This window comes from Ramlibacter sp., from assembly GCF_041916345.1.
Classification (GTDB): Bacteria; Pseudomonadota; Gammaproteobacteria; order Burkholderiales; family Burkholderiaceae_C; genus Ramlibacter.
The window spans coordinates 77,136-99,730 of the sequence record NZ_JAYRZR010000006.1 but is presented as its reverse complement, the minus strand read 5'-3'; the positions used below and the strand labels follow the sequence as shown (position 1 = coordinate 99,730).

At 68.2% G+C, this 22,595-nt stretch carries 23 protein-coding genes and 2 pseudogenes; 15 read left to right on the top strand and 10 right to left on the bottom strand.

The features are described from left to right. Positions 1-74 precede the first annotated feature (74 nt). A complete protein-coding gene (locus ACE3T5_RS03475; RefSeq protein WP_374664469.1) occupies positions 75-809 on the bottom strand; it encodes a PD-(D/E)XK nuclease family protein in 735 nt (244 codons plus the stop codon). Positions 810-1,454: 645 nt separating this feature from the next. Between ACE3T5_RS03475 and ACE3T5_RS03470 the strand changes: the two are divergent. The 3 genes and pseudogenes from ACE3T5_RS03470 (at position 1,455) to ACE3T5_RS03460 (ending at position 3,821) form a co-directional block, all read left to right on the top strand. Beyond that, positions 1,455-2,563: pseudogene (locus ACE3T5_RS03470) on the top strand (zinc-binding dehydrogenase). A gap of 153 nt (positions 2,564-2,716) precedes the next feature. Continuing rightward, positions 2,717-3,376, top strand: a complete 660-nt coding sequence (locus ACE3T5_RS03465) for a hypothetical protein (RefSeq protein WP_374664467.1) — start codon at positions 2,717-2,719, stop codon at positions 3,374-3,376. Between the two features lie 103 nt (positions 3,377-3,479). Then, positions 3,480-3,821 (top strand): hypothetical protein, encoded by a 342-nt coding sequence (locus ACE3T5_RS03460; RefSeq protein ID WP_374664465.1) that lies wholly within the window; start codon positions 3,480-3,482, stop codon positions 3,819-3,821. A gap of 22 nt (positions 3,822-3,843) precedes the next feature. Here ACE3T5_RS03460 and ACE3T5_RS03455 read toward each other — a convergent pair whose 3' ends face one another. Continuing rightward, positions 3,844-4,635 (bottom strand): sulfite exporter TauE/SafE family protein, encoded by a 792-nt coding sequence (locus ACE3T5_RS03455; RefSeq protein WP_374664463.1) that lies wholly within the window; start codon positions 4,633-4,635, stop codon positions 3,844-3,846. Between the two features lie 205 nt (positions 4,636-4,840). On the opposite strand from ACE3T5_RS03455, the gene ACE3T5_RS03450 reads away from it, so the two are divergent. The 3 genes from ACE3T5_RS03450 (at position 4,841) to ACE3T5_RS03440 (ending at position 6,988) form a co-directional block, all read left to right on the top strand. Then, positions 4,841-5,122 (top strand): YlcI/YnfO family protein, encoded by a 282-nt coding sequence (locus tag ACE3T5_RS03450; protein ID WP_374664461.1) that lies wholly within the window; start codon positions 4,841-4,843, stop codon positions 5,120-5,122. Continuing rightward, complete coding sequence (locus ACE3T5_RS03445) at positions 5,119-5,439, top strand: type II toxin-antitoxin system RelE/ParE family toxin (RefSeq protein ID WP_374664459.1); 321 nt, start codon at positions 5,119-5,121, stop codon at positions 5,437-5,439. Before ACE3T5_RS03450 ends, ACE3T5_RS03445 begins: the two co-directional genes overlap by 4 nt. 136 nt (positions 5,440-5,575) lie before the next feature. Further along, positions 5,576-6,988, top strand: a complete 1,413-nt coding sequence (locus ACE3T5_RS03440) for an NAD(P)-binding protein (protein WP_374664457.1) — start codon at positions 5,576-5,578, stop codon at positions 6,986-6,988. Between the two features lie 98 nt (positions 6,989-7,086). On the opposite strand, the gene ACE3T5_RS03435 is transcribed toward ACE3T5_RS03440, so the two are convergent. Next, positions 7,087-8,997: an FAD-dependent monooxygenase gene (locus tag ACE3T5_RS03435; RefSeq protein WP_374664455.1), complete on the bottom strand. Its 1,911-nt coding sequence runs from the start codon at positions 8,995-8,997 to the stop codon at positions 7,087-7,089. A 160-nt stretch (positions 8,998-9,157) separates the two neighbouring features. On the opposite strand from ACE3T5_RS03435, the gene ACE3T5_RS03430 reads away from it, so the two are divergent. After that, the gene (locus ACE3T5_RS03430) at positions 9,158-9,577 is read left to right on the top strand and encodes a MarR family winged helix-turn-helix transcriptional regulator (protein WP_374664453.1); all 420 of its coding nucleotides are present in this window, start codon (positions 9,158-9,160) and stop codon (positions 9,575-9,577) included. 15 nt (positions 9,578-9,592) lie between these two features. Here the strand turns inward: ACE3T5_RS03430 and ACE3T5_RS03425 are convergent, their stop codons facing one another. Further along, positions 9,593-10,291: a TetR/AcrR family transcriptional regulator gene (locus ACE3T5_RS03425; protein WP_374664451.1), complete on the bottom strand. Its 699-nt coding sequence runs from the start codon at positions 10,289-10,291 to the stop codon at positions 9,593-9,595. A gap of 105 nt (positions 10,292-10,396) precedes the next feature. Between ACE3T5_RS03425 and ACE3T5_RS03420 the strand changes: the two genes are divergently transcribed. After that, on the top strand, positions 10,397-10,867 hold the full coding sequence (locus ACE3T5_RS03420; protein ID WP_374664449.1) for an MAPEG family protein: 471 nt from the start codon (positions 10,397-10,399) through the stop codon (positions 10,865-10,867). A gap of 12 nt (positions 10,868-10,879) precedes the next feature. Here the strand turns inward: ACE3T5_RS03420 and ACE3T5_RS03415 are convergent, their stop codons facing one another. Next, the gene (locus ACE3T5_RS03415) at positions 10,880-11,386 is read right to left on the bottom strand and encodes a cyclic nucleotide-binding domain-containing protein (protein WP_374664447.1); all 507 of its coding nucleotides are present in this window, start codon (positions 11,384-11,386) and stop codon (positions 10,880-10,882) included. Between the two features lie 172 nt (positions 11,387-11,558). Continuing rightward, positions 11,559-12,683 (bottom strand): annotated as a pseudogene (locus tag ACE3T5_RS03410) (PilT/PilU family type 4a pilus ATPase); the annotation flags it as partial. Positions 12,684-12,770: 87 nt separating this feature from the next. Here ACE3T5_RS03410 and rarD point away from each other — a divergent pair. Further along, positions 12,771-13,664, top strand: coding sequence for an EamA family transporter RarD (rarD, locus tag ACE3T5_RS03405; protein ID WP_374664445.1), 894 nt, complete (start codon positions 12,771-12,773; stop codon positions 13,662-13,664). Here rarD and ACE3T5_RS03400 read toward each other — a convergent pair. Continuing rightward, positions 13,651-14,646 carry a Bug family tripartite tricarboxylate transporter substrate binding protein gene (locus ACE3T5_RS03400; protein ID WP_374664443.1) on the bottom strand — a complete coding sequence of 332 codons (996 nt, stop codon included), beginning with the start codon at positions 14,644-14,646 and terminating at the stop codon, positions 13,651-13,653. The two genes, rarD and ACE3T5_RS03400, sit on opposite strands and share 14 nt — an antisense overlap. Positions 14,647-14,833: 187 nt before the next feature. Continuing rightward, positions 14,834-15,604 (bottom strand): IclR family transcriptional regulator, encoded by a 771-nt coding sequence (locus ACE3T5_RS03395; protein WP_374664441.1) that lies wholly within the window; start codon positions 15,602-15,604, stop codon positions 14,834-14,836. Between the two features lie 146 nt (positions 15,605-15,750). On the opposite strand from ACE3T5_RS03395, the gene ACE3T5_RS03390 reads away from it, so the two are divergent. From ACE3T5_RS03390 to ACE3T5_RS03365, 6 genes are read left to right on the top strand one after another with little or no spacing between them, the layout of a single operon-like run. Continuing rightward, the gene (locus tag ACE3T5_RS03390; RefSeq protein ID WP_374664439.1) at positions 15,751-16,749 is read left to right on the top strand and encodes a 2Fe-2S iron-sulfur cluster-binding protein; all 999 of its coding nucleotides are present in this window, start codon (positions 15,751-15,753) and stop codon (positions 16,747-16,749) included. Between the two features lie 31 nt (positions 16,750-16,780). After that, positions 16,781-18,148 (top strand): aromatic ring-hydroxylating dioxygenase subunit alpha, encoded by a 1,368-nt coding sequence (locus ACE3T5_RS03385; protein ID WP_374664437.1) that lies wholly within the window; start codon positions 16,781-16,783, stop codon positions 18,146-18,148. 4 nt (positions 18,149-18,152) lie between these two features. Next, entirely contained in the window at positions 18,153-18,941 is a 789-nt protein-coding gene (locus ACE3T5_RS03380; RefSeq protein ID WP_374664435.1) for an SDR family NAD(P)-dependent oxidoreductase, read from the top strand. Positions 18,942-18,963: 22 nt separating this feature from the next. Next, entirely contained in the window at positions 18,964-19,554 is a 591-nt protein-coding gene (locus ACE3T5_RS03375) for a 3-phenylpropionate/cinnamic acid dioxygenase subunit beta (protein ID WP_374664433.1), read from the top strand. Positions 19,555-19,563: 9 nt separating this feature from the next. After that, on the top strand, positions 19,564-19,743 hold the full coding sequence (locus ACE3T5_RS03370) for a hypothetical protein (protein ID WP_374664431.1): 180 nt from the start codon (positions 19,564-19,566) through the stop codon (positions 19,741-19,743). Then, positions 19,740-21,386, top strand: a complete 1,647-nt coding sequence (locus ACE3T5_RS03365) for an FAD-dependent oxidoreductase (protein ID WP_374664429.1) — start codon at positions 19,740-19,742, stop codon at positions 21,384-21,386. The genes ACE3T5_RS03370 and ACE3T5_RS03365 overlap by 4 nt, the downstream gene beginning before the upstream one ends. Positions 21,387-21,391: 5 nt before the next feature. Here the strand turns inward: ACE3T5_RS03365 and ACE3T5_RS03360 are convergent, their stop codons facing one another. Continuing rightward, the gene (locus ACE3T5_RS03360; protein ID WP_374664427.1) at positions 21,392-22,054 is read right to left on the bottom strand and encodes a hypothetical protein; all 663 of its coding nucleotides are present in this window, start codon (positions 22,052-22,054) and stop codon (positions 21,392-21,394) included. Between the two features lie 27 nt (positions 22,055-22,081). Then, a complete protein-coding gene (locus ACE3T5_RS03355) occupies positions 22,082-22,564 on the bottom strand; it encodes a hypothetical protein (RefSeq protein ID WP_374664425.1) in 483 nt (160 codons plus the stop codon). Positions 22,565-22,595 lie beyond the last annotated feature (31 nt).

Here is a 22,595-nt window from a genome sequence, read left to right as displayed (position 1 = left end):
TGCCGCGCCTCGCGCGGCAGCGATCTCATGTCGGCTGTTTCCATCACTGGTGGATCATGGCGGGGCGCAAAAGTTCAAGTTATTTGTTGCCGGATCAATATCTCGTGATCAGCGACAGACTCCCACGCCGTTTGCTTCTGGCAGTACGACATCAACAGCTGAGCCGCTTGATTGTGGCGAGCCAGGTGATGACGGGCCCTCTCAGCGGAGGCCTCGAGCCAGCTGTAGTCCAGAAGACACCACTTCGTCCCAAGCTCTGAAAGCGATTCTTCGGTGTATCCATCGATTTCACGATCGAGGACGATGAACACAAAGGCAAAGTCTTGAAACGCACGGCGCCCACCGATGTCTTGCTTAGCGCGATGCCAGTAGCCGCTCAGCTGACCAGCAGTCAACGACGCACCCACTTTGTTCTCAATGACAACAAGGATCTTGTTCTGCGGATCTACAACGAAGAGGTCGAGTCGACCCCTTCTCATGTCCGGGAGGCTAATCTGGAACTCGCGGGAAACGAAAGCGCTTCCGAAGCTGGTCCGCCGAATTCGAGCAGGTGTCCACTCGGCGAAGAATTTCTTGTTGTCGTAGGTGCAGGCAGCCCCCTTTGCGAACGCAGCAATGAGAAGATCCTTAAGGACCGCATCACCTTGCGCATGACCTTCATTGGGATTCAGGCACCAAGCCAGCATGTCGGAGTGCTGGTTCTCAGTGAGCTCGACTACATCGAGCATGTCATCCGACACCTTAACGGCCTCAATCAGCTTTACAAGCCCGGCGTCCGCCATAAACTCGCTCAGATCTTCTTTGCGCATCTCCCCCCCTGGGTCACATGGACTTTGCCCCGAAGATGCCGTTCTCGTCAACTCGATCGGCCTTTCCGGCATCAGGTGTCTTGCGAAGACTAGGCCAGCCCTGATTTGGCCAACGCGTGCCACTCCCGGCGCCATCACTGGCAAGCCGTAGGTGGCCCGCCTCAGTACACCGGTTGGCATAGAACCGACGCCACTGCAGTGAACGCACCCTATTGCCGACTCACCCCGCCATCCCGCCACCCCGCCACCCCGCCACCCCTTCCCCCATCCCCCACCCGCCCCCGGCGATTTCTGGGGCGGCTGTGATGTTCGGTCTGGGGCCGGAGCGCGCCTTCAGGCGCGCATCGTGATCTGACTTCCGGGACCTTGTTCGAACGGAGCGGTTGGCTTCAGCCAAGCGCGAAGTGAGTTGTCCCGGACCGGCCCCAGGCCGAACAGCGCAGCGAAGCCGGAGCAAGCCGGGCGCAGCGCGGCGGAGCGGAGGTCGCCACAGCATGAGCCGGGGGCGGGTGGGGGATGGGGGAAGCAGCTACAAGAGTCTGCGCGCAAAGAACGGAAGAGCGCCACCCGCGCCAATCCATGGACGACCCCAGGGCAAACCGCCCATGCGATCATCCCCGTCCTTCCGCACCCAAGGAGCAGCCCATGACCACCGCCAACACCGACCGCACCGCACTGGAACTCCGCTCCCTCATCAAGAGCACCGGCGAGCTGGAGCTGTCCCTGGCCGAGGTCCCCGTCCCGCAGCCTGGCCCCGACGAAGTGCTCGTCCGCATCGAGGCCACGCCGCTGAATCCATCCGACCTGGGCCTGCTGTTCGGCGCGGCCGACATGGGCAGCGCCAAGGCATCGGGCAGCACGGGCCGGCCGGTGATCACGGCGCCGGTTTCCGCGGCTGGCCTGAAGGCCATGGCGAGCCGGGTCGACGTGTCCATGCCGGTGGGCAACGAGGGCGCGGGCGTGGTCGTGGCGGCTGGGTCGTCTGCCGCCGCGCAGGCGCTGCTGGGCAATACCGGCGCATCGCGGCGGCGCAGTGCCTGGTGCTGCCCGAGGGCGCGACGCCGGCTGACGGTGCCTCCTGCTTCGTCAACCCGCTCACGGCGCTGGGCATGGTCGACACGATGCGGCGCGAAGGGCACAGCGCGCTGGTGCACACGGCCGCGGCCTCCAACCTGGGGCAGATGCTCAATCGCATCTGCCAGAAGGACGGCATTGCGCTGGTCAACATCGTGCGCAAGCAGGAGCAGGCCGATCTGCTCAAGGGCATGGGCGCCACCTGGGTGTGCGTGTCGAGTTCGCCGACCTTCCTTTCGGACCTGACGGAGGCGCTGGCTTCCACCGGCGCCACGATCGCGTTCGACGCCACCGGCGGCGGCAAGCTCGCGGGCCAGATCCTCGGCTGCATGGAGGCAGCCCTTGCCCGGAAGATGACGGAGTACAGCCGCTACGGCACCAACACGCTCAAGCAGGTCTACATCTACGGCGGCCTGGACACCGGGCCCACCGAGTTCCACCGCAACTTCGGCTTCGCGTGGCGCATGGGCGGCTGGCTGCTGTTCCCGTACCTGCAAACGATCGGGCCGGCGGCTGTCGGGGCGCTCAAGCAGCGCGTGGCGGCGGAGCTGAAGACCACCTTTGCCAGCCACTACGCGCAGGAGATCTCGCTGTCGCAGGTGCTCGATCTGGCCATGATCGCCCGCTACAACCAGCGCGCCACGGGCGAGAAGTACCTGATCAATCCGGCCAGGGGATGAGCGGCGCGCGCCGCTGCTGCGCGTAGACGGCGCCTCCAGCCCTCGCGACAGCCGGTCTTGTGTGCGCCGCTGCCTTGCGGGATAGTGCGGACAGTTTTCTGTGCCAATCCGCTCTGCTGCGACGGCTTTCAAGACAACTTGCGAGAGGGCCCTATGCGAAGCCTGCCTCGTTTTCATGCGCATGCCGCGGCTATCCTGCTCGCGGCCGCTGCGGTGCTGTCCGCGGGCAGTGCCCTGGCGCAGTGCAATGCCGCCGGCCAATGGCGACAATCCAGCCCCACTGTCGGCGCCTCTGACTGGCATCTCACGCCGAAAGGCGGCAATCGCTATGACGCCCGCGAGCAAGGGCTCGGCAATGCCGTCGGTACCGCGACAGTCAACGGCAACGTGTTGCGCATCGAATGGCGCACCGGCAACTGGAGCGGCGCCTACCAGTGGCAACTCGACCGAAGCTGCAACCAGGGGCAGGGCCAGTTGAAGTTCTTCACCGGCCGCAGCGACACCTTGGCCTCCAGCGTGCAGCGCGTCGGCCAGGCGCCGGCGGCGAAGGCCAGCGGGGGCGGCTATTGGGCGCGTTGGGTGAGCGGGTCCTGGTCCAGCGGGTGGGCCTACTACGACGAAAGCTACATCAAGGCTTACCGTCGGCCGGTCTGCGGGCACGGCAATGCATGCAGCTGTTCCGGCCGCAACTATTGCGGTGCCTACCCGAGCGGCAGCATGGCGCCGACGTGGCCGCAAGGGTGCAATCAGCCGTCCATTCAGATCCGTTGCGAAACCCGCATGGGATCGCCTTCCTCACCGCCACGGCCTTGAAGGCGGCGGGTGGTTGGCGGCCCGGGAAAACACCTACCCCCGGGACAGCCGAATGACAGCCGCCGGTTCGAGCATGGGACTCCCGCCAATCAGGAGACAAGCCATGCGTCGGGACACCTCTGGCATGAGCTTCGCGATGCAGCCGGTGATGAGCTGGTTGAATCCCTTCCGGGCCGGTCCCGTAGACCGTGAACCCGCGACGCACCCGAAGCCGCCCGTGCGGGTAGACGCGGTCCGCAGCGTCATGCTGGGCCACGCGAGCCTCGTGCCCGAGGCATGCGGCTTGCGCGCGCGCATCCTGCGCGCCCACGATGCGCAGGGGCTGTGGTACCTGCGCCCCGAGCTGATGACCACGCTCGCCGGGCGCCTGGGCGAGGGGCGGGCCCGCCAGCTTGTCGACTCGCTCGATCCGCTGTTCTGCGATGCCGGGAGCGTTCGCTCCTGATGCTGCAGGCGCCCGTGGCAGCCTAAAGCGAAATCAACCGCGTCCCCGCATACGCCAGCAGCACCGACAGCATCATCCGGATCAGCCGGTCCGGCGCAATGCGCACCAGCCGAGAGCCGAGCCAGATGCCGGGCAGCGACCCGAGCAGCAGCGTGCCCAGCAGCGGCCAGTCCACGGAGCCGATGGACGCGTGGCCCAGGCCGGCCACCAGCGTGAGCGGCACGGCGTAGGCGATGTCGGCGGCGATGATGCGCGGCAGGGGCAGGGCGGGGTACAGCAGCATCAGCACCGTCACGCCGATGGCGCCGGCGCCCACGGAGGTGAGCGAGACCAGCACCCCGATGGCGGCGCCGAAGGCCACGGGCTGCGCCCAGTGCAGCGGCTTCGTCGCCTGGGCAAGCGCGGCCTCGTCGATGTGGCGCGGCGCCTGCTTGCCCTTGATGGCCTTGTACATCGTGGCGGCGGCGGTCAGCACCAGGGCGATGCCCAGCGTCGTGGTCATCACGGCCTGCACGCCTGCGCTGGCCGGGCCCACGCGATGCAGGACGAGGATGGTGATCAGCGCCGCGGGCACGCTGCCCGCGGACAGCAGGCCGACGATGGGCCAGTCGATGTGGCGTGATCGGGCCAGGCCGACCGCGCCGCCGAACTTGGTGACGGCCGCGAACAGCAGGTCGGTGCCGATGGCCATGTACGGCTTCACGCCGAAGCCGAAGATCAGCAGCGGCGTCATGAGCGACCCGCCGCCCACCCCCGTCAGGCCGACGACGAGGCCGACGACGAAGCCGGCAAGGACGAATGCAAGATCTGGCATGGCCGCGACTCTGAGGCCGAGCCCGCCGGATACCAACGATCTTTTGGTTGCGAACTTATTCGCATAAGCATATGCGCCAGGGTGGCCGCAGGTCTCGCATGGTGCCGGGGAGTCGGCGATTGAGAGGCTGCAACTGGGCCTTCAAGGCGGCGCAAGGCTACCGCATCCAGTTCGACCTGCAGCGCATTTGCAATACACTTGATCGATGAAAAACGCCACCATCCCGTCGGTCCGGGTCGAGCCGGCCTTCCGCGCCGAGGTCGAGGCCGTGCTGGCGGAGGGCGAGACGCTGTCGCAGTTCGTTGAAGCCGCGGTCCGAGCGGGTGTCGAGCGCAGGCGCATTCAATCCGAATTCATCGCGCGCGGTCTTCGCTCCCGTGATGCAGCCCGCCGCAGTGGTGACTATGTCGCGGCAGAAGTCGTGTTGGCCGACCTGCAGCGCAAGCTGGACGCGGCTCGCAGCCGGGCGACCAAGAAGAGTCGGTGAGCTATCGGGTCCGGCTCACGCGTGAGGCCACTGACGACCTGGCGCGCCTGTTCGACTTTGTCATCGAGCGGGAACTGGCGCGCGCGGGTGGCGGCGATCTGGAGCTGGCGCAGCGAGCGCTCGACGCCATCGGCGCCGGCATTGCGACCTTGCAGACCTCGCCGTTCACCTGTCGGAAGGCGGGCCACAGCGCTTTCCTGCGCGAGCTGATCATCCCGTTCGGCCGTTCTGGCTATGTGGCCTTGTTCGAGATCGAGGATGCCGAGAGCGTCGTGGTCGTCGCCGTGCGTCACCAGCTGGAGGATGACTACCACTGAGCCACAGAAGGCCGAACCAATCAGTCTCAAGAACACAGGGGCGCCAAGCCGCTCAAGGCCATTTCCCGCTCGATTTGACGTCAAGCCCCGGCCGAACGACCATCGTCGCTCTGCCTCCCCACTCACCGGATACTCGATGCACCCCTCTTCCACCGACTACCTCGTCATCGGCAGCGGCGCGACCGGCCTGGCCTTTGCGGACACGCTGATCGCGGAAACCAGCGACGTGACTGTGACCCTGGTGGACTTGCGCGGTCGCCCCGGTGGCCACTGGAACGACGCTTACCCGTTCGTCACCCTGCACCAGCCTTCGGCTTTCTATGGCGTCAATTCCACGCCGCTGGGCCAGGAGACCATCGACACGCAGGGGCCCAACAAGGGGATGTTCGAGCTGGCTTCCGGCGCCGAGGTGGTGGGTTACTTCGACACGGTCTTGCGGCAGAAGCTGCTGCCCACGGGCCGCGTGCAGTACCTGCCCATGACCGAGCACCTGGGCGGCGGCCAGCTGCGCTCGGTGCTGACCGGTGAATCGTTCAGTGTCGAGGTTCGCCGCCGCATCGTGGATGCCCGCTATCTCGCACCCGGCATCCCGGCCCTGCACCGCCGCAAGTTCGAGACCGCGCCCGAGGCGCGGGTGATCCACCCCAGGGAGCTGGCGCAGATCGGGCTGGCGCCGGGCGCCGCGCCGCGGCACTTCGCCATCCTGGGCGCGGGCAAGACGGCGATGGATGTCGCGAGCTGGCTGCTGGGCTCGGGCGTGCCGGCGGATCGCATCACCTGGGTGATGCCGCGCGACTCGTGGCTGATCAACCGGCGCACCACGCAGCCCGGCATGGATTTCTTCCACGACAGCATCGGCGGCCAGGCGGTCCTGATGAAAGCCTGCGCCGAGGCGCAGTCGGCGAACGACCTGTTCCTGCGCCTGGAGGCGGCGGGCTTCATGCTGCGCATCGACCCCGCCGTGATGCCGCGCATGTTCCACTTCGCGACCATCTCGCAGGGTGAGGTCGACGAGCTGCGGCAGATCCGTGATGTGGTGCGGCTGGGCCATGTGCAGGCGGTCGAATCCGCCGGCGTGCGCCTGGCGGAAGGCTTCCGCGAGATGCCGCCCGGCACCCTGTATATCGACTGCACCGCCTCGGCCGTGGAGCAGAGGCCCCTGGTGCCCATGTTCCAGCCGGGCCTGATCGTCCCGCAGATCGTGCGCGCGCCCCTGCCCACGTTCAGCGCTGCCTTCGTCGCGCATGTGGAGGCGCTGGGCGGCGATGACGACCACAAGAACGAGCTGTGCCGCCCCGTGCCGTTCCCCGATTCACCGAGCGCCTACCCGCTGACGCTGCTGGCCAACTTCCGCAACGACGCCCTGTGGAGCAAGGACAAGGCCCTGCGCGACTGGCTCACCGCCAGTCGGCTTGACGGGTTCCGCAAGATGGTCGCCAGTGTCCGGCCGGACGACGTCGAGAAGATGCGGGTGCTGGGCGCTATTCGTGAATACGCGCCTGCGGCGGTTGGGAATCTTCAGCGGTTGGCGGCGGCGCGTGCAGGGTGAGGGGGCTGCGCTTGTCGAGGTGCCATTGCGGCGCTTCGCGAAGCCACCAAGTACACCAGAGCGAAGCAACCGCGCACAACTGCGCGGAACAACAATACCTACCGCAACACCCCCGCAAAGAACGCACTCAGCTCCGCATACCCATCCAGCGGCAGCACATGCGCCACATACTGGTCCGGCCGCACCACCACCATGCAGCCGGTCTCCCGGTTGATGCCGCGCATGTCGAAGATGTCGCCCAGGCCCTTGTGGTCGACGCAGAATACCTTCTCGTGGTCCTGCAGGCCGAGGCGCCCTGTCTTCGGCTTCAGCAGCGACGGCATGTGCTCGTAGGCCAGTTGGTCGAAGGTCTGCTGGAACACGGCGCGGAAGTCGATCACCGCGTCGATGTCTTCGCCGGGCCGCGTGTGCTTCACCACCGGTGACTGCGGGTCCGTCTCCAGCCAGTCGGCCAGGCGGTGAATGGCCGAGCCGGGGTTGGAGCTGTCGCCTTTGCCGGCGAAGGCGTAGATGCGCCAGCGCGCGTCGGCCTGCGCCACGTGGCCCAGCTGCATCTGCTTGGCGTCGGACAGGCGCACCACGGGCGCGGAATGGAAGCGGCGGCCTACCGGCTCGCCCTTGGCCAGGGCCTGATGCGTGCCGCGGTCCACGAGAATCGACACGTCGTACTTCACCGCGGTGCCGCCGGTGAACTCCAGGTTCTGCTTGAACTGGCGGATGATGCGCGGCTCTTCCTTGCCTTCCCGCTCGGCCTGCGTGGTGGGGGCCGACATGATGCGCGACCACTCGTGGTCCGTCTCCACCAGGCGGCGCGCTTCGGTCAGGCGTTCCTTCGAGTAGGTGCGCAGCAGGCTCGCATCGGCCCGGCCCTGCAGCACGTGCACCAGCTTCCAGCCCAGGTTGAAGGTGTCCTGCATCGAGACGTTCATGCCCTGGCCGGCCTTGGGTGAATGCGTGTGGCAGGCGTCACCGGCGGTGAAGACGCGCGGGTTGCGGGTGGCGTCGTCCCCCACGTCGTCGAACTTGTCGGTGATGCTGTGGCCGATGTCGTAGATGGACCACCACACGATCTCCTTCACGTCGATCGAGTAGGGCCGGATGATGCGGTTGGCCGCCGCGATCATGTCGTCCTGCGTGAACTTCTTGCTGGCCGCCTTCTCGCCGTCCTTCAGCTTGTCCAGCTCCACGTACATGCGGAACACGTAGCCGCCCTCGCGCGGCAGGATCAGCACGTTGCCTTCGTTGGCCGAAGAGATCAGGCACTTCTGACGCACATCCGGAAAGTCGGTGTTGGCCAGGATGTCCATCACGCCCCAGGCCTGGTTGGCGGCGTCGCCATGCAGCACGCCGCCGATGGCCTTGCGCACCGCGGAGTGGGCGCCGTCACAGCCCACCACGTAGTTCGCGCGCACCGTGCGCGTGGCGCCCCAGTTCACGCCGGTGGCGTCCTTGATGGTCACCGTCACCGGGTGGTCGTCCGTCGTGGGGTCCACCGTCAGGCCCACCACCTCCCAGCCATAGTCCGGCTCCAGGCGCGAGGGGGAGTTGCGCATCACCTCCAGGAACAGTTCATGCAGCCGCGCCTGGTTGATCAGGATGTGCGGCATTTCGGAGCTGTCGTCGGCCACGTCCTGCACGCGGCCCACGCGCTTGATGTGCTGGGGGTTGGCCGGGTCCGGCATCCAGAAGGCCGTCTGGTTCACCCAGTAGGTCTCGCGCTTCACCTTGTCGGCGAAGCCGAACGCCTGGAACATCTCCATGGTGCGCGTGTTGATGCCGTCGGCCTTGCCCTTGATGATGTTCGTGGCCATGCGCTCCAGGATCATCGTCTCGATCGCCGGGAACTGCGCCAGCTGCGCCGCCAGGCACAGACCCGCTGGCCCGGTGCCCGCGATCAGCACATCCACCTTCTCGGGCAGCGGCTCGTTCACGCCGCGGTTGCGCCGGTTGGGCGCGGCCTGCTTCACGTCAGGGTTGCCGCCACGGAAGCCATCCTTGTAGAACTGCATCGCCTGTCTCCTGGGTACGGGTGGCGCCCTGGACCATCCGGCGGCGCATGGCGGAAATAATATCCATGCATATCAATTCTGTCCAGACTGTATGTATACTCATCAAATCGGCGTGCCTCCACCGCCCGCCGATCGGACCCCTCAGCCCGGGAGCATGCGGATGAATTCACTCGACATGGCCGGCCACCTGATCCGGCGCCTGCACCAGCAGGCCACCCAGGTCTTCGTGCAGCGCACGCAGGCCGCGGGCTTCGACCTCACCCCCATCCAGTTCGCGGCCCTCGATGCGATCCACGCCCTCCCCTCGGCGGACCAGGCACGCATCGCGGAGATGATTGCCTACGACCGCGCCACCATCGGCGGCGTGCTGGACCGCCTGGAGCAGAAGGGCTGGGTTCGCCGGGTGGTGAGCGAGCGTGACCGAAGGGCGCGCGAGCTGTCGCTCACGCCCGCCGGCAAGCGGGTGCTGACAGCGGTACTGCCCGTGGTGCGGGAGGTGCAGGACGAGATCCTGGCATCGCTGGGCCAGGCCGAGCGCAAGACCTTTCTGGAACTGGCGCGCAAGGCCGTGCGGCCCTGAAGCCGCAGCGCCAACTCAAGGCCGGGCAGCCGCCTCGAAGATGCGGGCCAGGGCGTCGACGAGCTCCTCGTCCGAGTAGCGCAGCGGATCGTCGAAGGTCTCCACCAGGCCCTTCATCAGCACCACGCCCATGGCCGCCAGGTTGGCCAGGAACACCATCATCCGCGGGTCCACCCCGGCTCGGCCGCGCGGCCCCGCCGCCAGGCGCTCAGTCGCGCCAACGAAGCTGAGCTCATTGATAGGCCGCACGCGGGCCAGTTGCGCCGGGCTGGCGTCGATGGCCCCGGGCGCCAGTTGCGGATGCAGGTAGCTCAGGCGGAAGTCGTCCATGTGCTGCGCGTGCATGCGAATGGTCTCGGCGATGAGCGAGCGCAAGGCCTGGGGGCCGGTGGTCGTGCTCGCCACCGCATCGTGCAGCCGTTGGGCCTGCGCTTGCAGGGTCCGCAGGCTCAGGTCCTCCAGTAGTGCATCCTTGGACGGGAAGTAGTAGTACAGCGCCGCCTTGGTCAGCCCTACTGCACCAGCCACCTCGTCCAGCGTCAGGCCCTTCAGCCCGCGCGCCAGGATCAGCGCCCGCGTGGCGGCCAGGATGTCCTCGCGCGACTGCTCGCGCCGCCGCGCGGCGCGGGTCGCCGGTTCGGCGCGTGCAGGGGTCGCCGCACGGCGGGAGGAGGTGGTCTTGCGCGCGGGTGTCGAAGCAGCTTTCCTCGGCATGGGATCGGAATCTAACCGAGGTTGACAAATTTGACCATCAGTTGATTTTTTCGAAGAAAGGTCAAATACTGGGCACACCGACGCATCCGCCCTGCAGCCCCCACCATGAACCCTCCGACCCTGGACAACCCCCTGTTCGCCACCTACGCCATAGCGGCGGCGCTCATGATCCTGAAGGTCGTGGCCATGTCGTGGCTCACCGTGTACCGGATGATGAAGGTCAACGCCGGCCTGCGGTCACCCGAAGACCTGCGCCCATCGCCGCTCAATCCCAGCCCCTCGGCCGCCCAGCTGGAGGTGAACGACTATGTGGAGCGGATCCGCCGCATCCAGCACAACGACCTGGAGAACGTGCCGTTCTTCCTGTTCGCGGGCGCCCTGTTCATCCTGTGCGGCCCGCCGCTGTGGCTGGCGCAGGTGCTGCTGTATGGCTACGTGGTCACACGGCTGCTGCATTTCGCCGCGTACCTCACGGCGCAGCTGCACGACATTCGAGCCGCCCTGTGGACGCCCGGCTCGTTGATCATCATCGGCATGAGCGGCTGGGTGCTGCTCGCGGCGCTGGGATGGCGCTGAGTCGCGCGGCGCCTACCGCAGCATCAGCTTCGCGATCTTCTCGTTCGCGCCCTGCAGCTTCTTGAACAGCGCCAGCAGCAGCGCCTTGTCCATGCTCACCATGGCCTGCGGGTCGGCGTGCAGCTCATCGACCGCGGCCTTGCTGAACTCGGCCACGATGATCTTGTCCTCGGCGATCACCGTGGCCGAGGTGGTGATGGCGCCGTCGCCGAAGAAGATGCCCTCGCCGAAGCAGTCGCCGGTGGCGATCGCGCCCACCAGCTTGCCGTTGCGGAAGGCCTCGGCCGTGCCGTACAGGATCACGTAGAAGGCCTTCATCTCCTCGTGCTGCGTGGTGATGCAGACGTCCGAGTGGTAGGTGCGGATCTGCGCCATCTGCGAGATGAGCTGCAGCCGGTCATCCGGCACCGGTTCGAAGAAGGCGCACTTTCGCAGGGCGCCGTAGCGCGCCGCGGGGTCTTCCAGCAGCAGGCGGGCCTGGGTGGCAAAGTGGTCGGTGATCGCTGCGAAGTCGTCCATGCGTCCTCCTCGTTGTTGCCGGCGCTCAGTTCTTGGGCGTGAGTCTCGGCTCGTCTTCCAGCGAGAGTGTCAGCGGCCCGGCCTTCGCGCCGGGGGCCGGTGACGGCCCCGCGGCGGGTCGCGCGGGCTCCGGCTTGGTCTCGCCCTGCATCGACAGGCCGTCGGCTTCGGCATCGATGCCGCCGGCCATCTCCTCGCGCTTGAAGCGCGGGCTGTTCAGCTTCAGGCGCAGCATCAGGTCGCTCTTGGCGTCGGCGTTGATCTGCAGTTCCTGCACCGAGATCTCGCCGGCCTCGTAGAGGTCGAACAGGCACTGGTCGAAGGTCATCATGCCCACCTCGATGGACTTCTTCATGATCTCCTTCAGCTGGCCGATCTCGCCCTTGGCGATGGCATCGCGTGAGGTCGCGGTGCTCAGCAGCAGCTCCACCGCGGCGGAGCGTCCGCCGGAGACATTGCGCACCAGCCGTTGCGAGACGATGGCCCGCATGTTCAGCGACAGGTCATTGCGCACCTGCTCATGCTTCTCGACCGGGAAGAAGTTCACGATGCGGTCGATCGCCTGGTTGGCGCTGTTGGCATGCAGCGTGGCCATGCACAGGTGGCCCGTCTCGGCGAAGTTGAGCGCGTACTCCATCGTCTCCTGATCGCGGATCTCGCCGATCAGGATGACGTCGGGCGCCTGGCGCAGCGTGTCCTTCAGCGCGTCGAACCAGCCCACGGTGTCGATGCCCACCTCGCGGTGGGTGATGATGCAGTTCTTGTGCGGGTGCACGTACTCCACCGGGTCCTCGATGGTGATGATGTGGCCGTGCGTCTCTTGATTGCGCACGCCCAGCATGGCCGCCAGCGTGGTGGACTTGCCCGAGCCGGTGGCGCCCACCAGCAGGATCAGGCCGCGCTTCTCCTTCACGATCTCCTTCAGGATGGGCGGCAGCTTCATCTGGTCGAAATCGGGGATCTCGGTCGTGATGACGCGGATCACCATCCCGCAGCGCTGCTGCTGCGTGAAGATGTTGATGCGGAAGCGCCCCACACCCTCCAGCGAGATGGCGAAGTTCTGGCCCTTGGTGTCGATGTAGCCCTGCCACTGCTTCTCCGAGGCAATGGCCCGCGCCATCTTCAGCGTCTGCTCCGCCGTCAGCGGGTTCTCGTTCAGCCGCGTCAGCTTGCCGTTGAGCTTGATGGCCGGCGGGAAGCCCGCCGTCAGGAACAGATCCGATCCCTTCAACTGCACCATCGCGGCCAGCATCTTGTGCACGATGGCCTGGTACTGCTGCTTTTCCTGTTGTTCCATGCTGCTCCTGGTCCCGGGGTGAAGGTTGACGGGTCGACTGACCTGCAACTGTACGAGAGATTGTCCCCAGCAGCGAGAATCGCCCCGATGTCGACTGGCGTGCTCCAGGCGGCCCTCGCGTACGCGCTGTGGGGCCTGTTCCCGATCTACTTCCACCTGGTGGCGGCCGTCGCTCCGCTGGAGATCGTCCTCCACCGCTCACTGTGGTCCCTCGCCTTCGTGCTGGGGCTGCTGGCGCTGCTGGGGCGCTGGGCCTGGCTGGGCGAGACAGCGCGCCGCCCCCGCACGCTGGCGATCTTCTCGCTCAGCGCGCTGCTGCTGTCGGGCAACTGGCTGGTCTATGTGTGGGCGGTCAACAGCGGCCGGGTGGTCGATGCCAGCCTGGGCTACTTCATCACCCCGCTGGTGAACGTGCTGCTCGGCTACTTCGTGCTGGGCGAGCGGCCGCGTCGCGGGCAGTGGGGCGCGCTCGCGGTGGCGGCGGCCGGGGTGCTGTGGCTCACCTTCTTCGCCGGCGCGCTGCCCTGGGTCGGCCTGGTACTGGCGGCTTCCTTCGGCCTCTACGGCCTGATGCGCAAGACCGCGCCGCTGGGCGCGCTGGAAGGCCTGGCGCTGGAGACACTGCTGCTCGCGCCCCTGGCCGCCGGCCTGCTCGTTTGGCAGACGGCGCAGGTCGGCAGCGCGTTCACCGCGGGTGACCCGGCTCTGCTCGGCCTGCTGATGCTGGCCGGCCCGTTGACGGCCTTGCCACTGCTGCTGTTCGCGGCCGGCGCGCGGCGCATCCCCCTCACCACGCTCGGCCTGCTGCAGTACATCGGGCCCACCATCCAGTTCGCCCTGGGCATCTGGGTGTTCCACGAGCCCTTCGCGGGCCCGCGGCTGGCGGGCTTCGTGCTGATCTGGGCGGCGCTGGTGATCTACTCGGCCGAGGGGTGGCTGGCGATGCGCCGGCGGCAGGACCGGCCGGTCACTCGGCCTTGATGCCGGCCGTGCGGGCCACGGCAGACCAGCGCGCGATGTCGCTGGTGATGCGGCGGGCCAGCGCGGCGTGGTCGGCATCGCCCGGGTCCAGGCCCAGCGCCTGCATGCGGTCGACCGTGTCCTTCTCCTTCAGGATCTCGGCGACCGCCGTGCGCAGCGTCGCCAGCACCGGCTCCGGCGTGCCCTTGGGCGCCACCAGCGCCGTCCAGATCGGGGTGTCGTAGCCGGAGTAGCCGGCCTCGGCCACGGTCGGCACGTCCGGCAGCGCGGCGGAGCGCTTGCCCGTGGTCACGGCCAGCGCCTTGAGCTTGCCGCCCCTCACCTGCGCCACCACGGCGGGGCTGTCGAGCACGCCCACCTGGATCTCGCCGCCGATCAGGCCGGTGACCACCGGGCCCGAGCCCTTGTAGAGGATGTGGTTGAACTTCATCCCCGTCTTCTCGGTCAGCGTCTCGGCCACCAGCACGAACGAGGTGGTGGGCGTGCCGTGGTTCAGCTTGCCCTCCGGCTGCGTCTTGGCGAACTGCACCAGCTCGGCGAAGTTCTTCACCGGCAGCGTGGCCGGCACCGTCACCACCAGCGGGAAGGTGCCGAGCAGCGCGATCGGCTCGAAGTCCTTCGCCGGGTCGTACGGCAGGTTCTTCATCAGGATCGGGTTCGTCGTGAGGCCGCCGCTGGAGGAGACCAGCAGCGTGTAGCCATCCGGCCGGGCCTTGGCGACGAAGTCGTTGCCGATGGAGGAGTTGGCGCCCGGCTTGTTCTCCACCACGAAGCCCTGCTTCAGCTTCTCCTGCAGCTTCACCGCGATCAGGCGCGCCAGGATGTCGTTCGTGCCGCCGGGGGCGAAGCCCACGACGATCTTCACCGGCTTGTCCGGGTAGGCCTGGGCGCTGGCCTGGGGCGCATGCAGCGCGAGGGCGGCGGCCAGGGCGGTGCCGGCCGAGAGGGCGCGCAGCACGCTGCGACGGGCGAGGGTGGGCATTGAGGGCATCCGGATGTCTCCAGCAATTGACGTTGGGGGGCGCGCATCCGGCTCGGATCGATCTATGTCCATCCAGCGGATAACGTGTCCATTTTACGGACTGACTTTGATCTGCGTCAAATTCCGGGGCATCCCGTCCGCCTGGTGGATGGATGAGTGCCGGCCCAGGTGAGGGCCGGCGCGCGGCCTAGCGCGCCTGGATCGCCACCCCGAAGCCCAGCGCCTCGGAGAGCTTCACCGCCTCTTCCAGCAGAAGGTTCACCGCCGCCTTCTGGCGCGCGGCATCCAGCCGCACCTCGGGGCCGAAGACACCCAGCGAGCCGGCCACCTGCCCCTGCTGGTTGAAGAAGGGCACGGCCACGGCGGCGGCACCGGGGATCAGCTCGCTGTGGCTGGTGGAATAGCCGCGCTGGCGGGTGAGGGCCAGCTCCGCCTCCAGCTCCTTCAGGTTGAGGCCGGTGCCCTGCACGTAGCTGCGCAGGTCCTCCACGGTGGGGTCCATGTAGGCCAGGATGGCGCGCCCGCTGGCGCCGCGGACGATGCGCTCGGTGTAGCCCACGCCGCGCTTGAAGTTCAGCGGCTGCGGGCTGGGCAGCTCCGCCACGCACAGGCGCATGTTCCCCTGCGGGACGAACAGCGCCACCGTCTCGTGCGTCGCTTCCCACACGCGGCGCAGCACCGGCTGGGCGATGGCGCCCAGGTCCAGCGTCGACTTCCACACGTGCGCCAGCCGCGCCACCGCCGGCCCCAGGCGAAAGCGCTGCGGCTCCCCCACCGAAAGCAGGAAGCCGCTCTCCTGCAGCGTGTAGATGAGCCGGTACAGGGTGGGCCGCGACAGGTCCACCCGCTTGAGCAATTCCCCCGCGGAGAGCTCGGGGTCCTCCTCGGTGAAGGCCAGCAGGATCTCCAGCGCCCGGCCCACGGCGCGGACGTTGTCACTCTTCTCGGCGGTCGTCATCACGGATTCCCTTCATGCACGCTGGCGATTATGTCCGCTACGTGGACAGGTTGACCCAAATCAACATGAGTCCGTACAATGGATTCCTTGTCCAGCCTGCGGACTTTCTCCGCGGGGCCCCATTCTCCCCCGTCCCGGAGATCCTGATGAACCCGTCCGTCATTCCCGTCACCCTGCTGTTCGCCGACGGCGTGTCCCATCGCCTGCAGGTGCCCTGCGGCGGCAAGCTGGTGGAGGCGGCCACGGCGGCGGGCCTGAACCTGCTGACCGACTGCTCCAACGGCCAGTGCGGCACCTGCACCGCCCAGCTCGTCTCGGGCGCGGTGGAGATGGAAGACTACGACCCCGCGGTGCTGCCGGACGAAGACCGCGCCAGCGGCACGGTGCTGCCCTGCGTCTGCCGCGTCCACAGCCCCTGCGCCATCGAGCTGCCCTACGACGCGTCGGAGGCGATGAGCGAGGAGCCGGCGCCGATCGAGGCCGCGGTGACCGCGGTGGAACAGGTGGCCACGGAGGTCGTCCGCCTGGAGGTGCAGGTTCCCGAGGCCGTGGCCTTCGAGCCCGGGCAGTACGTGCGCATCCAGCCGGCCGGGGCCGACTTCCACCGCTCCTACTCCATGGCCAACGTGCCCGGCACGGACCGCCTGCAGTTCTTCGTGCGCGTTGTCGAGGGCGGCGCCTTCTCCACCTGGCTGGCCGGCGCGCGGCCCGGCGACAAGGTGGCGCTCAGCACGCCGCACGGCACCTTCTTCCTGCGCGACGAGGACCGCCCGCGCCTCTTCGTGGCCGGCGGCACCGGCGTGGCGCCGTTCCTGTCCATGATGCGCAGCATGGCGGACCGCCCGCCCGCGCAGCGCACCACGGTCGTCATCGGCGCCCGCACGCCCGGCCACCTGTTCGCCATGGACGAACTGCGTTCGCTCGGCGAGCGGCTCGCCGGCGTGGACCTGCAGGTCGTGGTGGAGCAGGACGCCCGCGACGGCTGCCATCAGGGCTACCCCACCGACCTGATCCCCCGGCTGGGGCTCGACCCCGCCACACGGGTCTACCTGTGCGGCCCGCCGCCCATGGTGGAGGCGGGGCGCAAGGCGGCCGAGGCCGCCGGCCTGCGGCGCGCCGACGTGCTGTGCGAGCGCTTTGCCTGACGAACACCCATCGAACGACAAGAGAGAAGCCATGATTCCCATCACCACCGAAGCCCGCTACAACGCGATGGTCAACCTGCGCAAGGGTGAGATCAGCCGCGAGATCTTCTCCAGCCGCGAGATCTACGAGGAGGAGCTGGAGCGGGTCTTCACCCGCGCCTGGCTGTTCGTCGGGCATGAGAGCCAGGTGCCCAACCCGGGCGACTTCTTCACCTCGCGCATGGGCGCCGAGTCGGTGATCCTGGCGCGCGACAAGAAGAAGAAGGTGCACGTGTTCCTGAACTCCTGCCGCCACCGCGGCATGAAGGTCTGCCAGTACGACCACGGCAACACCCAGCTCTTCACCTGCCCATACCACAGCTGGAGCTACACCACCGACGGCAAGCTGTTCGGCGTGCCGCAGTTCAAGCAGCTCTACGAAGGCTGCATGGAGAAGGAGGAGTGGTCTTTGATCGAGGTGCCCAAGATGGAGGTCTACAAGGGCACCGTGTGGGCCTCGTGGGACAAGGATGCGCCGGACCTGCTCACCTACCTCGGTGACGCGCGCACCCACCTCGACATGGCGCTCGATTGCCGCGACGGCCGCGAGGGCGGCTCCGAGGTGCTGTTCGGCGTGCACAAGTGGATCATCCCGTGCAACTGGAAGTTCGCCGCCGAGAACTTCCTCGGGGACACCTATCACAACGTCAGCCACCGCTCGGTGGACCTGATCGGCATCGGCCCCAGCGCCGAGGCCGGCGTGAAGGGCCGCCGCGACAACGAGATGGAGAAGGCCCAGCACGTGTGGGTGAACTTCCCCGCCGGTCACGGCGTGCACAGCGCCATCATGCCGCCGGACTGGGAGTTCCTGAACACCTACCAGAACGACCCCATCGTGGCCGAGTACTTCCGCGAGGCGCATGCGAAGCGCAAGGAGCGCCTGGGCACCGAGCGGCACCGGCTGATCCCCTTCGTGGGCACCATCTACCCCAACGTCTCCTTCCACGGCAACCAGCCGCGCAACCTGTGCGTGTGGCACCCGCACGGCCCGGAGTCCACCGAGGCCTGGCGCTTCTTCCTGGTGGATGCCGACGCGCCGCAGGAGGTGAAGGACTTCCTGCGCACCTACTACATGCGCTACTCGGGCCCCGCGGGCATGACCGAGCAGGACGACATGGAGAACTGGAACTACGCCACTGCCGGCAGCCGCGGCGTGGTGGCGCGGCGCTACCCGTTCAACTACGCGCAGTCCATCGGCAAGGTCACCGACCAGGGGCCGGTGGCCGGCCACGTGAGTCTGCAGGTGAGCGAGGAGAACCCGCGCCAGTTCTACCGCCGCTGGCGCGACTACATGAACGCCGCCGACTGGGACACCCTGCTGGGCCGCAAGGACGCCGGCGCCGCCAGCTTCGCGGACTGAAGCCATGGCTGTCGTCATCGTCACCGGCGGCACCTACGGCCTGGGCCAGTCCATCACGGTGGACCTGGCCCGGCGCGGCCACCAGGTCGTTGCCTTCGGCCTGGCGCAGCCCCAGGTCTCCAGCACCGCGCAGGGGTTCGACGCCGTGCGCCAGGCGCTCGACCAGGCGGGCTGCCAGGCCGACATCCTGGAGGCCGACGTCTCCAGCGCGGCCGACGTGCAGCGCGTGGTGGACCACGCCGTGGCACGCCATGGCGCCATCCACGGCCTGGTGAACAACGCCGCCATCGGCCCGCTGGGCACCGTGCTCACCACCGAAGAATCCGTGTTCGAGCGCATCTTCGACGTGAACGTGAAGGGCACCTACCTGATGAGCCGCGCCGTGCTGCCTCACATGGTGGGTGCAGGCGGCGGATCCATCGTGAATATCGGCTCGGGTGCCGGCTACGGCAAGCCCAACATGGCCGCCTACGCGTCGAGCAAGGGCGCCATCGTCGCACTCTCCATGGCCATGGCCTACGACCACTTCCACGACCGCGTGCGCGTGAACGTCGCCATCCCGGGGGGTGGCGGCATCGTGTCGGGCATGAGCGTGGGCCGTTTCGGCGGCGACGTCGATGCCTTCACGCGCAAGCCCGCGCCCGGCACCGCGGCCGGCCGCCCCGCCACCGGCCAGGACCTGGCCAACGCCGTCGCCTTCCTCTTGTCGGACGAAGCCGCCACCATCTCGGGCACTGTCATCGACGTCGGCTGCTTCGCGCACCAGGGCGGCCCGATCCCGCCCAAGAACTGAACCGAAGAACCCAGGAGTCCCCATGTCCGCCCTTGCCGAAGCCACCGCACCCGCCGCCACCGCCAAGCCGCGCATCGCGCGCGATAACCGCTACTACGAGTTGCGGCGCGAGATCGAGGAGTTCCTCTACGACGAAGCCAACCTGCTGGACGAGCGCCGCTTCCAGGAGTGGCTGGCCACCCTGGCCGACGACCTGCGCTACTTCATGCCGATGGAATACAACGTGAAGTTCGGCGAGCACGCCACGCGCGAGCTGACCACGCGCGAGAAGCAGATGAGCTGGTTCAACGAGGGCAAGTGGTCGCTGGGCAAGCGCGCCGAGCAGATCCTCACCGGCGTGCACTGGGCCGAGGAGCCGCTGTCGCGCGTGTGCCGCATGGTCTCGAACGTGCAGCTCACCGCCATCGAGACCAATGCCGCCGGCGAGACCGAGGTGGACGTGACCAGCCGCTTCCTGATCTACCAGAACCGCTGCGAGTACGAGCAGTACTTCTTCGTCGGCGACCGCTTCGACCGCGTGCGCCAGACGGCCGAAGGCTGGCGGCTCGCGCGGCGCGAGATCCGCATCCACCAGAATGTGCTGCTCGCCAAGAACCTCACCGTCTTCTTCTAGGAGCCCCTCATGCTCAACCTCATGGAAGTGCAACCCGGCCAGATCCTCCGCCTGAAGAACGGCAGCACCGCCGAAGTGATCGAGAACATCGGTGACGGCATGTGGCTGAACGCCCGCTTCGCGGACGGCAGCGAGGAGCTGGTGTTCTGCGAGGATATCGTCGGTGTGCAGGAAGCCGAGTCCCCATGAGCGAAACATTGAAAGCACAGGTGCTGGTCGTCGGCGCAGGGCCCGTGGGCCTCACGCTGGCCATCGATCTCGCGCAGCGCGGCATCGACGTGCTGATGCTGGAAACCCGGCCGCGCGGCGCGCGCCCCGAGCCCAAGTGCAACCATGTCTCCGCGCGCACGATGGAGACGTTCCGCCGTCTCGGCATCGCGCAGGCCGTGCGCAACACCGGCCTGCCGGCGGACTACCCGAACGACGTGGCCTACCGCACCACCTTCACCGGCGCGGAGCTGTCCCGCATCCCCATCCCGGCGCGCCAGGACCGCTACACCGCCACCGGCGGGCCTGACACCTGGTGGCCCACGCCGGAGCCGCCGCACCGCATCAACCAGATCTACCTGGAGCCGGTGCTGTTCGCGGCGGCCGAGGCCACGCCTGGCGTGCGCATCCGCACCCGCGTGCGCTTTGACCGCTTCGAGCAGACCGAGGCCGGCGTGGTGGCCTGGGCGGAAGACCTGGAGACTGGCGAGCCCCTGCAGGTGGCCTGCGACTACCTGATCGGCTGCGACGGCGGGCGCTCCGGCGTGCGCAAGATGATCGGCGCCCGGCTCTCCGGCACCGACGTCGTGGCGCGCGTGCAGTCCACCTTCTTCCGCGCACCCGATCTGCTGCGGCGAGCCGCGCATCCGCCCGCCTGGGCCACCTTCTCGTTCAACCCGCGGCGCACGGGCAATGTCTACGCCATCGACGGGCGCGAGACCTTCCTGCTGCACAACTACCTGAAGCCCGACGAGACCGACTTCGACAGCGTCGACCGCGACTGGGCGATCCGCACCATCCTGGGCGTGGGCGCGGACTTCCGGTACGAGATCATCAGCAAGGAAGACTGGATCGGCCGCCGCCTGGTGGCGGACCGCTTCCGGGATCGCCGCGTGTTCATCTGCGGCGACGCATCCCACCTCTGGGTGCCGATGGCCGGCTACGGCATGAACGCCGGCATCGCCGACGCGATGAACCTCTCCTGGCTGCTCGCCGCGCGGCTGCAGGGCTGGGCCGGCCCGCGCGTGCTGGACGCCTACGAGGCCGAGCGCCAGCCGATCACCGAGCAGGTCTCGGTGTTCGCCATGAACCATGCCATCGCGCTGCAGCGCGAGAGTGCCGGCGTGCCGGCGCACATCGAGGACCCCGGCCCCGCCGGCGAGGCCGCCCGCCAGGCCGCGGGCCAGACGCTGTACGACCTGAACGTGAAGCAGTACTGCTGCGCGGGCCTGAACTTCGGCTACTACTACGACCGCTCGCCGCTCATCGCCTATGACGGCGAAGCGGCGCCGGCCTACGGCATGGACACGTTCACGCCGTCCACGGTGCCGGGCTGCCGCGTGCCGCATGTCTGGCTGGACGACGGCCGCTCGCTCTACGACGCGCTGGGCGCCGGCTACACGCTGCTGCGCCTCGATCCCTCGGTTGACGCCGGCCCGCTGCTGGCCGCCGCCGAGCGGGCCCGGGTGCCGATGCAGCTGCTGGACGTGCGCAGTGCCGAGGCCGCCAGCGTGTATCGCCATGCCCTGGTGCTGGCGAGGCCTGACCAGCATGTGGCGTGGCGCGGGCAGGCCGTGCCGGCTGACGCGGCGGCATTGATCGAGACCATCCGGGGCGCGGGCTAGCGGCTTCAGCGCGCCCCGCTGCAGCCCCGCATCAGCATCTTCTCGTCCAGCTCCGCGCGCACCTGCCGGTACAGCTGGCGCTGCGATTCATTGGCAGCGGAGGCCGAGCGCGCCTCCAGCTTCTGCCGGTCCTGGCGCAGCATCTGGCACTCATCCTCGTTGTAGGGGCGGGCCTGGGTCTGGGTCTCGCGGGCCGCCTTCTGCAGGCAGTCGGCCTGCACCGCCGCGCGGATCTCGGCGGCCGAGCCGCGGGTCGCATAGACGCGCCGTGCCACGGCGGCCTTGGCGCTGCCTTCGATGGTGTTCACGCCACCCGGAATCTCGGCGAGCTGCCGGTCCAGCAGGGCACCACCTTCACGGTTCCAGGCGACGCGCTCCGCATATTCGCCGCGCTGCACGCACTGGCGTTCCGCGGAGGGCGAAACCGCGGGCATGTGGGCGCCCGCGGTTGGCGGCGAGGCCGGCCTGGCGCCCGCGCCGCCGACGGGCGCGGCCGATGGCGCGGGGGCGTTGCCGTCGCAGGGCCTGTCCTGCATCACGTTGCCGCAGCGGTAGACGCCGCGCGATTGCGCAGCGGCACCCAGGCAGCAGGCCGCCAGCAGGACGCCCATGGCGAGGGACCCCGCGCGAGGCGCGGCAACGGGCGTGCGGTTCCACAGCTTCATCATCGAACGATGTCCTCCAGGCGGGGTGGTCTACTTCGCGGGCTTCCACACGCCCTGGACTGGATCCCAGCGCACGTGGATGCGCTCGCCATGCGACTTGGGGTCGCGGTCCCGTTCCATGAACGTGACCATGGCCACCACGCTGCACTCAAAATGGTCCGGCTGCCTCGGCAGGGGCCTGCAACCTTCCTTGGTGAGGCTGTACACGCGGGGCTGCAGCACCGTGGACTTGCCGGAGGCCGTGACCGTGACGGGCATGCCGCCGGCGTCACGGATGCGCTGGTACTCCGCCGATAGGAAGGTGAACAGCTCGTCCTCGCTCGGGCCGTCGGGCGGGGCCGGGCGGCTGGCCACCGCGGGCGCTGGCGCGGGGGCTTCTGCGGCGGCCTTGGCGGGAGCGGCCGACTCGGCCGCGGCCTCCGGCTTGCCCTTCGAGCACGCGGGCAGCACCAGCACCAGCACCAGAGTCCAGAGCCGGGGTAGCCAGGTGGGGTGGGGACGGCGGGCTCGCATGGCGCCATGCTACCCGCCCCGCCTCGTGCCC